9 protein-coding genes are annotated in these 14,825 nt (G+C 47.2%); all 9 read right to left on the bottom strand.

Annotated elements, in window-relative coordinates:
• Positions 1-1,440 (bottom strand): Asp-tRNA(Asn)/Glu-tRNA(Gln) amidotransferase subunit GatB, encoded by a 1,440-nt coding sequence (gene gatB, locus LKD46_RS05020; RefSeq protein WP_110102031.1) that lies wholly within the window; start codon positions 1,438-1,440, stop codon positions 1-3.
• On the bottom strand, positions 1,437-2,909 hold the full coding sequence (gene gatA, locus LKD46_RS05015) for an Asp-tRNA(Asn)/Glu-tRNA(Gln) amidotransferase subunit GatA (protein ID WP_110102033.1): 1,473 nt from the start codon (positions 2,907-2,909) through the stop codon (positions 1,437-1,439). Before gatA ends, gatB begins: the two co-directional genes overlap by 4 nt.
• Positions 2,910-2,924: 15 nt before the next feature.
• Complete coding sequence (gene gatC / locus LKD46_RS05010) at positions 2,925-3,218, bottom strand: Asp-tRNA(Asn)/Glu-tRNA(Gln) amidotransferase subunit GatC (protein WP_110102034.1); 294 nt, start codon at positions 3,216-3,218, stop codon at positions 2,925-2,927.
• A gap of 14 nt (positions 3,219-3,232) precedes the next feature.
• Positions 3,233-4,564 (bottom strand): aspartate--tRNA(Asn) ligase, encoded by a 1,332-nt coding sequence (gene aspS / locus LKD46_RS05005; RefSeq protein ID WP_110102036.1) that lies wholly within the window; start codon positions 4,562-4,564, stop codon positions 3,233-3,235.
• A gap of 120 nt (positions 4,565-4,684) precedes the next feature.
• Complete coding sequence (locus tag LKD46_RS05000; protein ID WP_110102038.1) at positions 4,685-5,239, bottom strand: ANTAR domain-containing response regulator; 555 nt, start codon at positions 5,237-5,239, stop codon at positions 4,685-4,687.
• 38 nt (positions 5,240-5,277) lie between these two features.
• Positions 5,278-6,600 carry a type I glutamate--ammonia ligase gene (gene glnA / locus LKD46_RS04995; RefSeq protein WP_092069303.1) on the bottom strand — a complete coding sequence of 441 codons (1,323 nt, stop codon included), beginning with the start codon at positions 6,598-6,600 and terminating at the stop codon, positions 5,278-5,280.
• 229 nt (positions 6,601-6,829) lie between these two features.
• Complete coding sequence (locus tag LKD46_RS04990) at positions 6,830-8,317, bottom strand: glutamate synthase subunit beta (protein WP_021651136.1); 1,488 nt, start codon at positions 8,315-8,317, stop codon at positions 6,830-6,832.
• Between the two features lie 13 nt (positions 8,318-8,330).
• Positions 8,331-12,884 carry a glutamate synthase large subunit gene (gene gltB, locus LKD46_RS04985; RefSeq protein WP_110102040.1) on the bottom strand — a complete coding sequence of 1,518 codons (4,554 nt, stop codon included), beginning with the start codon at positions 12,882-12,884 and terminating at the stop codon, positions 8,331-8,333.
• The gene (locus tag LKD46_RS04980) at positions 12,881-14,509 is read right to left on the bottom strand and encodes a CTP synthase (RefSeq protein ID WP_022426745.1); all 1,629 of its coding nucleotides are present in this window, start codon (positions 14,507-14,509) and stop codon (positions 12,881-12,883) included. Before LKD46_RS04980 ends, gltB begins: the two co-directional genes overlap by 4 nt.
• Positions 14,510-14,825 lie beyond the last annotated feature (316 nt).

Here is a 14,825-nt window from a genome sequence, read left to right as displayed (position 1 = left end):
TTATCTCCTTCTCTCAATTTCCTCTGCCAGTGCTTTTCTGACGCTGTCAGGATTTGCCTTGCCTTTCAGCTCTCTCATCAGCTGTCCTACAAAAAATCCCATAACCTTATCCTTGCCGCCCAGAAACTCTGCCAGCGGTCCAGGGTTTGCATCTACGATCTTTTTCACAGTTTCGGTGAGAAGGCTTGTATCTTCTACGATCTTAAGACCATTCTCTTCTATATATACAACCGGATCAATATCCTCGTCAAACACTTTTTCAAATACTTTCTTGGCATTCTGTGCGCTGACCTCTTTTTTCTCCACCATGGAAAGAAGGTCTGCCAGATGCTTCGGGGTAAAGCTTACCATTTCCGGATCAAGGCCCTTGTCCTTTGTCAGGCGGAGAACCTCCACCATAAACCAGTTTGCCACCTTTTTCGGGTTTCCGAGAAGAACTGCTGTCTCCTCAAAAAGTCCTGCCAGATGTCTGGATTCGGTCAGGATCCCTGCATCATAAGCCGGAAGCTCATACTCCTTCTGATAACGCTCCATCTTGGCTTCACGAAGCTCCGGAATGGAAGTACGCAGCTCTTCGATCCATGCATCGGAAATGTGGATCGGCGGAAGATCCGGGTCCGGGAAGTAACGGTAATCCTTTGCATCCTCCTTGGAACGCATAGCATGGGAAGACTCTTTGTTATCGTCCCATCTTCTTGTCTCCTGTACAACGGCTCTTCCTTCTTCCAGAAGCTCGATCTGACGTTCTCTCTCTCCTTCGATCGCTCTCGCAATGGCCTTGAAGGAGTTCAGGTTCTTCATCTCTGTTCTTGTTCCGAAGGTCTCACTTCCCACCTCACGGACGGAAAGGTTGACATCGGCACGCATGGAGCCCTCCTGGAGCTTACAGTCAGAAACTCCAAGATACTGCATGGTGCAGCGGAGCTTTTCCAGATATGCGATAACCTCCTCGGAACTTCTCATATCCGGCTCGGATACGATCTCGATCAGCGGTACCCCGCTTCGGTTGTAGTCAACCAGGGAGCAGTCCTCCCACTCATCATGGATCAGCTTACCGGCATCCTCCTCCATATGCATCTCATGGATACGTACGGTCTTTTTGCCTGCGGAAGTCTCGATCTCAACAGCTCCGTCATAGCAGATCGGCAGATACAGCTGAGAGATCTGGTAGTTCTGGGGATTATCCGGGTAAAAATAGTTCTTACGGTCAAACTTACAGTACTGATGGATATGACAGTTTGCCGCAAGACCTGCCTTGATGGCAAACTCTACCACTTTTTTGTTGAGGACCGGAAGAGAGCCCGGCATACCGGTGCAGACCGGGCAGGTATGTGTATTTGGTGCGCCTCCGAATTCTGTGGAGCATCCGCAGAAGATCTTTGTTTTTGTGGCAAGCTCCACATGCACCTCAAGTCCTATGACTGTCTCATACTGTTTCATGCCTTTTCTCCCCCTTCCATTGCTGTTCCGAAATCACCACGTTTTTTCTCATAGGCGTGTGCTGCGCGGAACAGGTTGTTTTCTTTGAAGCAGTCACCGATCATCTGGATCCCGATCGGAAGTCCTGCTGCGTCTTTTCCGCATGGAACTGTGATTCCGGGAAGTCCGCACAGGTTTACTGCTACCGTATAAATATCGCCAAGATACATGGCAAGAGGATCTTTCAGGCTCTCTCCCAGCTTCGGTGCGGTAAACGGTGATGCCGGGGCAAGAAGAACATCATATTTGGAAAAGGCCTGATCAAATTCCTTTTTGATAAGGGCTTTTGTGCGAAGTGCTTTCAGATAGTAAGCATCGTAGTAACCGGAGCTTAACACAAAGGAGCCAAGCATGATACGGCGTTTTACTTCCTCGCCGAAACCTTCAGTCCTTGTCTTCTTGTACATATCATGAAGTCCCTCGTACTCTTTTGCACGGAAGCCGTACTTCACACCGTCAAAGCGCTCCAGATTGGAGCTGGCCTCTGCGCTGGCAATGATGTAGTAAGCAGGGATCATATATTCTGTTGTCTTCATGGAGAAAAATTCTACGACTGCACCCATCTCGGTAAGGCTTTTCAGCGTATTCATAAATGCCTCTTTTACCTCCGGGTTCAGTCCCTCTGAGAGATATTCCTTCGGCACACCGAATTTCATTCCCACGATCTTATCTGTCATGGAAGAGGAGAAAGCAAGATCCTCTCTCTTCATGGAAGTGCTGTCTTTTGCATCGTGTCCGGCAATGATCTCAAGGAGTGCCGCACAGTCCGCAACATCTTTTCCAACCGGTCCGATCTGATCCAGAGAGGATGCATAAGCAACCAGTCCGTAACGGGATACTGTTCCGTAGGTCGGTTTGATTCCGGTAACACCGCAGTAGGAGCTTGGCTGACGGATGGAACCGCCGGTATCAGAACCCAGTGCCAGGTAAGTCTCTCCTGCTGCCACTGCCGCACAGGAGCCGCCGGAGGAGCCGCCCGGAACATGCTCCAGATCCCACGGGTTTCTGGTGACGCCGTAAGCGGATGTCTCTGTGGTACTTCCCATGGCGAACTCATCCATGTTTGTCTTTCCGATGATCACAAGACCTGCCTGTTCCAGACGGTCAATAACCTCGGCATTGTACTGCGGCACAAAATTCTCAAGGATCTTTGATGCACAGGTAGTTGTTTTTCCCTTAATGCAGATATTATCCTTAATTGCAATAGGTACACCGGCAAGAAGTCCTGTATAGGTTCCATCCTCAATGCCCTTCTGTACCTCTTTTGCTCTTGCATAGGCTTCTTTTTTGTAAGTATCAAGATAAGCGTGGACCTTGTCCTCTTTTGCTTCGATCTGATCAAATACGTATTTCACACCGTCCAGGACGCTTATCTGATGCTGCTTGATCTTTTCCGCAAGCTGTAATGCGGTTAATTTTCCCAAATCCATGTCCTGTCTCCTGTCTTATCCAATTGTTTTCGGAACCTGATACTGGTTTTCTTTCTGTTTCGGTGCATTGGCAAGCATCGCCTCATGATTGTCTCCGTTTGTCACAATATCTTCACGAAATACATTTTCGTCCTCAAAAATATGGGACATGGGCTCTACGGAAGAAGTGTCAAGTTCATCCAGCTTGTCTACATAATCCAGCATCTTCTGCATGTCCTCTTTTGCTTTTTCCTTTTCATCCTCTGTCAGAGAAAGTTTTGCAAGGATGCAGACATTTTCCATTGTTTCATCATCGATTATCTTTGCCATCTTTTTTCTCCTTATTACGGCTCAAGTCTGTTCATATCACGTGGGAACAGACAGGTCTCACGAACGTTTTCTTCTCCGAGGATTTGCATGGTAAGACGTTCCAGTCCGATTCCAAGTCCTCCGTGAGGCGGCATTCCATGCTTGAAGGTATCCAGGTACTGCTCCATACCCTCTTCATCCATACCACGGGCTGCGATCTTATCCTTCAGCATCTGATAATCATGGATACGCTGTCCGCCTGTAGTTACCTCAAGTCCCTTGAACAGAAGGTCAAAGCTTAATGTAAATTTCTCATCTGACGGATCATCCATTGCGTAGAACGGACGCTTCTTAGACGGATAATGTGTGACAAAAACAAAATCAGCATCATATTCTTCTTTGAAATATCTTCCGATCAGCGCTTCTTCCTCCGGCTCCAGATCATATGGGTTGCGGATCTTACGATTATATTTTTCGGCTACCAGCTCTTTGGCCTTGTCAAAACGTACTGCCGGGATCTTGTCCACCTTCGGAAGCTCCACCTTCAGAATGGAAATCTCATGAGCGTAGTCTTTCTTAAGAAGTTCTACCGCATACTGGAGAAATCCGGTTTCCATCTCCATGATATCCTCAAATCCGTTGATATAGCCCATCTCAAAATCAAGGCTTGTATATTCATTCAGATGACGTTTTGTATTATGCTTCTCTGCACGGAATACAGGGCCGGTCTCAAATACACGGTCAAAAACACCTACCATCATCTGTTTATAAAACTGCGGGCTCTGTGCCAGAACTGCCGGTTTATGGAAATAACTCAGCTTGAACAGGTTTGCACCACCCTCTGCACCTCTGGCTCCGATCTTCGGTGTGTGGATCTCGGTGAACCCCTTCTCATAGAGGTAATCACGAAATGCCCGCACCAGAGCCTCCTGGATCTTGAATTTTGCACGCTCCTGCACATTACGCAGGGCGATAGGACGATAATTCAGCTTTGCCTCCAGGGAAGTGTTCAGCTTCCATTTGTCGATGGCCAGCGGAAGAGGCTCTGCAGGTGAGGAAAGGATCTCCACATGGCTGATGCGGAGTTCTCTTCCGTGAGGTGCTCTTTCTTCCTCATGAAGAGTTCCTGTGAGGCGCACACACATCGCCTCCTTCAGATCATGAATGGAAACATTTGTCTTGTCGTTTTCATATACGGTCTGAAAAAGCCCTTCTTTTTTTCGAAGTATCACAAATGCCACGTCACCCATATTACGGATGCTGTGTATTGCACCTTCCACTGTTGCTTCCTGGTCTTTCATGCTCTCGGAAAGAAGCACATCCCAGGCACATTCTCTAGTCTTACAGATTCCATCCATAAATTCCATTCCCTCATCCTCCAATTCAAAGTAGTTTCACCGAATCAGGAAATCCCCTGCGGAATTTTTCCCGATCCGGTGTGATATCAGGCATTCAGAGCAGATCATTTCTGTCCGCCCTGTTGTTTTTTACACAGAATCATATAAAAGCATCAGAACCATCTGGGCCGTTTCAACCATATTGGTTCCGGAATCCATACTGCATTTCTGGATATAGCGGTATGCGTCATCCTCGCTCAGGTGATTTCTTTCCATTAAAAGCATCTTTGCATTTGAAATATAATTCTGTTCTTTCCATGAACGCTGCTTCGGCTTTTTCTTATCTTTTTTCCAGCGCCTTTCGATCTGAGAGATCATCATGCTCACCGTATTTACCAGATCTCCGACCTTCAGAGGCATTCCCACACATAAAATGGATGTTGGCGCCTCACTGATCACTCCCCGGGAGGCCATAAGCAGCATTTCAAAATAATCCGGCATATAGTCCAGAAGATCACGGTAGTACATATCCTGAAGATGATAACCGCAAAGCAGAACGCCGCCATCAAGCTCCGAGATACTGGCAAGGGCATTGGCACCTGAATTGCATACTGCCGCCACCGTGAATCCATATCGGTTAAGGACTGTGCGGATCTTTTTTGCATCTTCTATTTTCGGTAATGCAATCACGATACTCGTGTTCATAAGCCGCCACTCTCTTTCGTCCCATTATGCCTCGTTCATCAGATCCGATACAGATACTCCTCGATCTCCCAGTCGGAAATCTCCTGGGAATAACGCAACCACTCTTTTCTCTTTGCCTGCGCATACTGTTTGCAGAAAGCTTCTCCAAGGATTTCCTTCATCCAGCTGCTGTCCTCAAACAGTGTGATCGCTTCCCGCAGGTTCTCCGGTAAATTCTCGATACCCTGTTCCTTCTGATCCGACTCGGAAAGAGAACGGTTAGAAGCTTTTGTAGGATAGATCTTCTTCTGGATTCCATCCAGGCCCGCTGCCAGGCATACCGCAAAAACAAGGTATGGGTTGGATGCAGCATCCGGGCTTCGAAGCTCGATCCTGGTATCAGCACCATTGACTCTCGGGATCCTTACCAGTGAATTCTGGTTATTTCTCGTCCAGGTCAGCTCTGTAGGCGCATCAAATCCAGGTACAAGACGCTTATAAGAATTTACAAGCGGATTGGTGATCAGAGTCATCTCACGGCTGTGAGCCAGAAGACCTCCGATAAAATAGTATGCCTCTTCACTTAATCTGGTCGGATCCTCCGGATCCACGAAAATATTTTTTCCATTTTTAAACAGCGAAAAATGGATATGCATGGCTGAACCGTTTACTTCCCGTCTTGGCTTCGGCATAAATGTCGCATGAAGTCCATGACGTTTGGCTACAGTTCTTACCGCCATCTTAAAGGTTATAACTTCGTCTGCCATCTCACGCGCTTCCCCGTAATGAAGGGCAATCTCATGCTGTGCGGGTGCTGTCTCATGATGAGAGGATTCCACCTCAAATCCCATATCCTCAAGAGTCAGTACCATGTCACGTCTTGCATTTTCGCCCAAGTCCACCGGACTTACATCCAGATATCCGGCCTTTTCGTGAGAAACCGTTGTAGGCATTCCGTTATCATCAATATGAAACAGGAAAAACTCGCATTCCGGGTCAACATAACAGGTATACCCTGCCTCCTCTGCTGCCTGCGCTGTTTTTTTCAGAATATATCTGGAGCTCATCTCATGCTCAGACCCATCTGCACGGCGCATATCACAGATCAGTCTTGCGACCTTTCCCTGCTGAGGACGCCATGGGAGAATTGAAAAGGTATCATAGTCCGGATACAGGATCAGATCCGGCTCCTTCTCTCCCACAATGCCCGCAATATGAGAGCCATATACAACGCACTGGTTATCCAGGGCTCTTGGAAGCTCTCTTGCTGTGATCGCAATATTTTTCAGAGTTCCAAACATATCTGTAAACTGGAGGCGGATGAACTCTACGTCTTCCTCCTCTGCCATTGCAAGAATCTCTTCTCTGGTATAATTCCCCATAGTATTCTCTCCTTTATTTCCTCATCACACAAAATAATTACCCTCAAAATCAGAAAAAGGGTGCACTTCAGAGAGCTTCCGCTCCTGAAGAACACCCTTGTTCATGGACGTAATTATAGCAATCGGTCAATTCTTTGTCAACCATTTTTTAAAAGGGGCAAAAGTTCAAAAGCTTTATCGCGGAAACACGAACAGTTTTTTTGACCTTTTGCCCCTGGTACCTGTTATTTTACTGTAAATATGAATAGCTCATCAGTGATTCATCCACTGCTTTCGCAGCCTCACGTCCCTCATGGATCGCCCATACGACAAGGGACTGTCCACGATGCATATCACCTGCTGTGAACACACGATCTACGCTTGTTGCATACTGCTCCGGTTTTGTTTCCACATTGGTTCTTGGTGTAAGCGCTACACGGAAAGCATCTGTCACATATTTCTCGCTGCCAAGGAAGCCTGCCGCAATAAGGACCACATCTGCAGGGATCACTTCCTCACTGCCCTCGACCGGTACCATATTGAATCTTCCGGTCTTTTCATCCTTTACGCTTTTCAGTTTTACGATTTTGGCCTTGCAGACATTTCCTTTTTTGTCCTTGATAAACTCGGTAACGGTTGTCTGATAGATCCGAGGATCATGGCCGAATACTGCAATAGCCTCTTCCTGGCCGTAATCAGTTTTCAGGACCTTCGGCCACTCCGGCCATGGATTGGAAGGAGTTCTTGCTGCAGGAGGCTGCGGCATCATCTCAAGCTGTGTTACAGATTTCGCCCCCAGACGGATGGATGTTCCCACACAGTCATTACCAGTATCACCACCGCCAATGACCAGAACATTTTTGCCCTTTGCAAGCTCATATGGGAATTTTGCAAAATCTGTATCCAGAAGACTTTTTGTTACCTGCTTCAGGAAATCCACTGCAAAGTAAATTCCCTTGGCATCTCTTCCCGGAACCTTGATATCTCTTGGATGGGAAGCTCCGCAGCAGAGAAGGACACGGTCGTAATCTTTCAGAAGCTGCTCTGCTGTAATGTCCACCCCAACATTGATATTGGTGACAAATTTCACGCCTTCCTCTTCCATCAGTTTCAGTCTGCGGTCGATGACTTTTTTCTCAAGTTTCATATTCGGGATACCGTAACGGAGAAGTCCTCCGATACGGTCGTTTCTCTCAAATACGGTTACGCTGTGTCCGCGACGGTTCAGCTGCTGTGCTGCTGCCAGTCCGGAAGGTCCGCTTCCGATGACTGCGATCGTCTTTCCTGTGCGGACAGGCGGGATCTGCGGTTTTACCCATCCTTCTGCATAGGCTGTCTCAATGATCGCTTTCTCATTCTCCTTTGTGCTGACCGGATCTCCGTTCAGGTTACAGGTACATGCAGCTTCGCAAAGTGCTGGACACACTCTGGATGTAAACTCCGGAAAGCTGTGTGTCTTGTTTAAACGAAGGAATGCCTGCTTCCAGTTTCCTGTGTACACAAGATCATTTGTCTCAGGAACCAGGTTGTGCAGCGGGCAGCCGGAAGCCATTCCGCCGATCATCATACCTGACTGGCAGAAGGGGACGCCGCAGGCCATGCAGCGTGCTCCCTGAAGTTTCTGTTTTTCTTTATTTAATGGAATACGAAATTCGTTGAAATTCTGAATACGTTCCTTTGGCGGCAGAACCTTTGCCGTTTCTCTTTCATAATCTAAAAATCCAGTTGGCTTTCCCATTTCCTCATCCTCCTTAATGTTTCACGCCGATGCTCTCATAGAACGCTTCCATCTGTGCCTGCTGGCTGGTCAGACCTTTTTCTTCCAGCTTTGCACTTAATGTGATCATTCTCTTGTACTCATCCGGAATGAGTTTTTTGAAGTGAGGCAGATAGGAATCAAAATCAGCCAGCACCTTCTTACCGATCTCAGAGCCTGTTGCTTCCACATGAGCCTCGATAAGATCACGAAGCTCTTTTTTATCATATTTATTCTCCACTTTTTCAATGGAGATCATTGCTTTATTGAGGTTCTTATAAAGAACGTTATCCACATCAAGGACATAAGCGATACCGCCGCTCATACCTGCTGCAAAGTTCTTTCCTGTTTTTCCAAGAACTACCACACGGCCGCCTGTCATGTACTCGCAGCCATGCTCGCCAACACCCTCAACAACTGCAACCGCACCGGAGTTACGTACTGCAAAACGCTCACCGGCAACGCCGTTGATAAATGCAGTTCCGCTGGTCGCACCATAGAGTGCCACGTTTCCGACGATGATGTTCTCTTCAGCCTTGTATCCGGCCTTCTCTGGAACCTTAACGATTAGCTTTCCACCGGAAAGGCCTTTTCCGAAGTAGTCGTTGCTGTCACCGGTCAGTTTCAATGTCAGTCCTTTCGGAATAAAGGCACCGAAGCTCTGTCCGCCTGCACCTGTACAGTTTACAGTTACCGTATCCTCCGGAAGTCCATCCTTATGATTTCTTGTGATCTCAGATCCGAGGATGGTACCAAATGCACGGTCTGTATTGGTAACATTTACATCAACAGAAACTTTCTCACCCTTCTGGATCGCCGGTGCACATTTCTTGACCAGAACTTTTTCATCCAGAGTTTTCTCAAGATTGAAATTGTATACAGCCTTCGGATCAAAGGTTACTTTGCCCTTTCCTGCATATGGGTTATTCAGGATGGCACTTAAGTCAACCTTACCCTTATGCGGCTCCTGCACACTGTCAGAAACTGTAAGAAGGTCTGTACGACCTACCATCTCATCGATGGTGGCAACACCAAGGCGTGCCATGTACTCTCTCAGCTCCTGTGCAATAAAGCGCATGAAGTTCTCCACATACTCCGGTTTTCCGCGGAATCTCTTACGCAGCTCCGGGTTCTGTGTAGCCACACCTACCGGGCAGGTATCCAGATTGCAGACTCTCATCATCACGCAGCCCATCGTTACAAGTGGCGCTGTTGCAAAACCGAATTCCTCTGCACCGAGAAGTGCTGCAATGGCAACGTCACGGCCGCTCATCAGCTTACCGTCTGTCTCGATACGTACACGGTTACGAAGTCCGTTCATGATCAGCGTCTGATGTGTTTCTGCAAGTCCAAGCTCCCATGGAAGTCCTGCATTATGGATAGAGCTTCTTGGCGCTGCTCCTGTACCTCCGTCATATCCGGAGATCAGAACAGTCTGTGCACCGGCCTTTGCAACACCGGCTGCAACCGTACCAACACCCGCCTCAGAAACCAGCTTTACGGAAATATCCGCATATTTATTGGCGTTTTTCAGGTCATAGATCAATTCTGCCAGATCCTCGATAGAGTAGATATCATGATGTGGCGGCGGAGAGATCAGGCTGACTCCCGGTGTGGAATGACGGGTTTTTGCGATCCACGGATATACCTTCTTTGCAGGAAGATGTCCGCCCTCACCCGGCTTTGCACCCTGTGCCATCTTGATCTGGATCTCTCTTGCGGAAACCAGATAACGGCTGGTAACACCGAAACGTCCGCTGGCTACCTGTTTGATCGCAGAGCAGCGGTCATTGTCTGTTCCTGCTGAATCCAGACGCTCATCACTTTCACCACCCTCACCGGTATTGGATTTTCCATGGAGATGGTTCATGGCAATAGCCAATGTCTCATGTGCTTCCTGGGAAATAGAACCGTAGGACATGGCACCTGTCTTAAATCGTTTTACAATATCCTCAACACTCTCAACCTGGTCGATGGGAATAGGCTCCTTGGCAAACTTAAAGTCCAGAAGGCCTCTTAAGTTTCCATGACCCTCGTCATCTACCAGCTTTGTATATTCCTTGAACATCTCATAGCTGCCCTGTTTTGTGGACTGCTGGAGAAGATGGATGGTACGCGGATTATATTTGTGCTCCTCGCCCTGGCTTCTCATCTTATGGGCACCTACGCTGTCCAGAGTAAGATCTGTGGCAAGTCCAAGGGGATCAAATGCCTCAGAATGAAGTTTTTCTACATTATCCTCGATATCTTCCAGTGTGATTCCACCTACACGACTTACGGTTCCTGTAAAGTAACGATCGATCACATCCTGGGAAATTCCGATTGCCTCAAAGATCTGAGATCCCTGATAGGACTGGATAGTGGAAATACCCATCTTGGAAGCGATCTTTACGATACCGCTGATCACTGCATGATTGTAATCATCAACGGCTGCGTAATAGTCCTTATCCAGCATATGTGTATCGATCAGCTCATGGATCGTATCCAGTGCCAGATACGGATTGACTGCACTTGCACCATATCCGAGGAGTGTTGCGAAATGATGTACCTCTCTCGGCTCACCGGACTCCAGGATCAGGGCAAGGGAAGTGCTCTTCTTTGTTTTTACAAGATGCTGATGTACTGCGGAAACTGCCAGCAGGGACGGAATCGGCATATGGTTCTCATCCACACCGCGGTCAGAAAGGACCAGGATGTTTGCTCCCTCACGGAAGGCTTTGTCTACCTCTACGAACAGACGGTCAATGGCACGTTCAAGCTTTGTGCTCTTATAATATAATGTGGAAATAGTCACAACCTTGAAGCCGTCCTTTTTCATATTCTTGATCTTCAGCATATCGGTGTTGGTCAGGATCGGATTGTTGATCTTCAGCACCTGACAGTTCTCCGGCTTCTGGATCAGAAGATTTCCGTCTTTGCCTACATATACACTTGTAGAAGTAACGATCTCCTCACGGATCGCATCGATCGGCGGGTTTGTTACCTGTGCAAAAAGCTGCTTGAAATAATCGAACAACGGATAATGTTCCTTGGAAAATACTGCAAGGGGAGTATCATGTCCCATGGCTCCGATGCTTTCTGCGCCGTTTAATGCCATGTTTCGGATCGAAGTACGGTACTGCTCATAAGTATATCCGAAGGCTTTCTGAAGGCGTGCTCTCTCCTCCGGAGTGTATTCGACAACTCTCTGATTCGGGATCTTGATATCACGAAGCTGTACCAAATTGCTGTCCAGCCACTCACCATAAGGCTGTTTTTTCGCATATTTTTCTTTGAGCTCATTGTCATCAATGACACGACCCTGAACGGTATCAACCAGAAGCATTTTTCCCGGATGAAGACGTTCTTTTAATACGATCTTCTCCTCATCCACAGGAAGAACACCAACCTCGGAGGAAAGGATCATATAGCCATCCGATGTGATATAGTATCTGGATGGACGAAGACCGTTTCTGTCAAGAACCGCTCCCATCACATCACCATCTGAGAACAGAATGGACGCAGGACCGTCCCATGGCTCCATCATAGTCGCATAGTACTGATAAAAATCTCTCTTCTCCTGAGAAATCGTATCGTTGTTTGCCCATGGCTCCGGAATCGTGATCATCACTGCAAGTGGAAGATCCATTCCACTCATAACCAGGAATTCCAGGGTATTGTCAAGCATTGCAGAGTCAGAACCATTGCGGTTAACTACAGGAAGGACCTTGTGAAGCTCATCCTTCAGATACGGAGACTCCATGTTTTCCTCACGTGCAAGCATCTTATCGGCGTTTCCGCGGATCGTGTTGATCTCACCGTTATGTACGATGAAACGGTTCGGATGTGCTCTCTCCCAGCTTGGATTCGTGTTGGTACTGAAACGGGAATGTACCACTGCAATGGCAGACTCGTAATCCTGGCTCTGAAGATCGCCAAAGAAGGTACGGAGCTGTCCTACCAGGAACATACCTTTGTATACGATGGTACGGCTGTTCATGGAAACTACGTAAGTATTATCATTACTCTGCTCAAATTCACGACGTGCGATGTAAAGCATACGGTCAAAGGCAAGACCTTTTTCCACATCCTCCGGCTTTTTAACAAATGCCTGCATAATGCACGGCATGCACTCTTTCGCTTTATGACCAAGAACCTCCGGGAAGACCGGTACTGTACGCCATCCAAGAAGTTCCAGCCCCTCTTTTTCCACGATGATCTCGAACATCTTCTTTGCCTGAGCACGTTTGATCTCCTGCTGTGGGAAAAAGAGCTGGGCTACACCGTATTCTCTCTCTCCGCCGATATCAAAGCCTTCTTTTTTACAAACCTTCTTAAAAAATTTGTGGGAGATCTGAAGAAGGATACCGACACCATCACCGGTTTTTCCTTCTGCATCCTTACCAGCACGATGCTCAAGATTCTCTACGATCTTAAGAGCATTGGCAACTGTATCATGTGTTTTCTTTCCTTTTATATTAACAACGGCTCCGATACCGCAGTTATCATGTTCAAATTCAGGGCGGTAGAGGCCCTGCTGCTGATTTGCTACTTCTCTCATTTTTCTCATCCTTTCATTGCAGCTTCTTCTGCCGTCTTTTTATCAACTGCTGCCTGCACAAATCCACGGAACAGTGGATGTGCATGATTTGGCCTGGATTTAAATTCCGGATGTCCCTGTGTTCCCACAAAGAACGGATGTCCGGCAATTTCGATCATCTCAACAATGTGAGCATCCGGGGATGTTCCTACAATGGACATTCCCTTTTCGTCCAGTTCCTTACGAAATGCGTTGTTTACCTCATAACGATGTCTGTGACGTTCCTGGATCTCTTTCTTTCCAAAAAGCTCATAGGATCTGGAGCCTTCTGCAAGCACACACGGATAGCTCCCAAGACGAAGAGTTCCTCCAAGATCTTCCACATCCTCCTGATCCGGCATCAGAGCAATGACCGGATGTGTTGTTTCCGGTGCCAGCTCAATACTGTTGGCATCTTCATATCCAAGCACATGGCGGGCAAATTCCACAATAGCCATCTGCATTCCCAGGCAGATCCCAAGGTATGGGATCTTATGAACTCTTGCATACTGTGCCGCAAGGATCATTCCTTCTGTACCACGGTTTCCGAATCCTCCCGGAACCAGGATTCCATCTACAGAATGGAGAGTCTGATCCAGATTTTTTTCATTGAGTTCTTCGGAGTCCACCCAGGTGATATCAACCTTTGCACGGCAAGAGATCCCGCCATGCTTCAGTGCTTCCACAACACTCAGGTATGCATCATGAAGCTGTGTATATTTACCAACCATGGCGATTTTCACAGTTTTATCCGGGTGGCGGAGATTTTCTACCATATTTTCCCAGTCTGTAAGATCTGGTTTGCGATTCTCCAGTCTTAAGCTCTGCAGTACTACGTCTGCAAGCTTTTCTCTCTCCATTGCAAGAGGAGCTTCATATAAATATTCCACATCCAGATTCTGAAGCACATTGCTTACAGGCACATTACAGAACAGGGCAATCTTTCCACGGATATCCTCGGTAAGAGGATACTCACTTCTGCATACCAGGACATCCGGCTGGATTCCCATTCCCTGAAGTTCTTTTACACTGGCCTGGGTGGGTTTGGTCTTCATCTCTCCGGAAGCACGGAGATACGGGATCAGAGTTACATGGATAAGGATCGCATTGTCATGTCCCACATCATGCTGGAACTGACGGATGGATTCCAGGAACGGCTGGCTCTCAATATCACCGACTGTACCACCAACCTCGATGATGGCAATTCTGTCTTCGTCTGCGGATTTTGCTCTGTAAAAACGGCTCTTGATCTCATTGGTAATATGCGGGATCACCTGAACGGTACCTCCGCCGAAATCACCATGACGCTCTTTCTGAAGAACAGACCAGTAAATCTTACCGGTTGTCACATTGGAATTTTTGTCAAGGCTTTCATCAATGAAACGCTCATAATGTCCAAGGTCAAGGTCAGTCTCTGTACCGTCATCCGTTACAAAAACCTCTCCATGCTGAATGGGATTCATAGTTCCCGGGTCAATATTAATGTAGGGATCAAATTTCTGCATGGTCACCTGATACCCTCTGGCTTTCAGAAGGCGCCCAAGAGACGCTGCGGTAATTCCTTTTCCCAGACCTGAAACAACTCCACCTGTTACAAAAACATACTTTACTGCCATCTTCGATTTCCTCCTCCATTTTGTGTCCCACAACAAAAAGGCGTCCGGAACAGATTTCAAGGGGTGAGAATTCCCCTGTGGTATCCGTTCCTGACGCCTTTGTCAGTTATCTTTCATATAAAATATGGTTTACTATAAACTATTTTTTTTTATTTGTCAATAACTGATTTTTCATATAGTCTGCGGAATTTCTTCCTATGAAATGGATGTAAAGAAAAAACAGACGCCTGCTGAGGATTTCAAACTGATCTCCTGTCTCTGCAGTCACGTCTGCCTTTTCTTGTTATGTCTTTCATATCTTGTCTGTCTCTGCACT

Source organism: Blautia fusiformis, from assembly GCF_020686995.1.
In the GTDB taxonomy this organism is placed as follows: domain Bacteria; phylum Bacillota; class Clostridia; order Lachnospirales; family Lachnospiraceae; genus Blautia_A; species Blautia_A fusiformis.
Note: the sequence above shows the minus strand (reverse complement) of the source record. Positions and strands in the feature narration are given on the sequence as shown.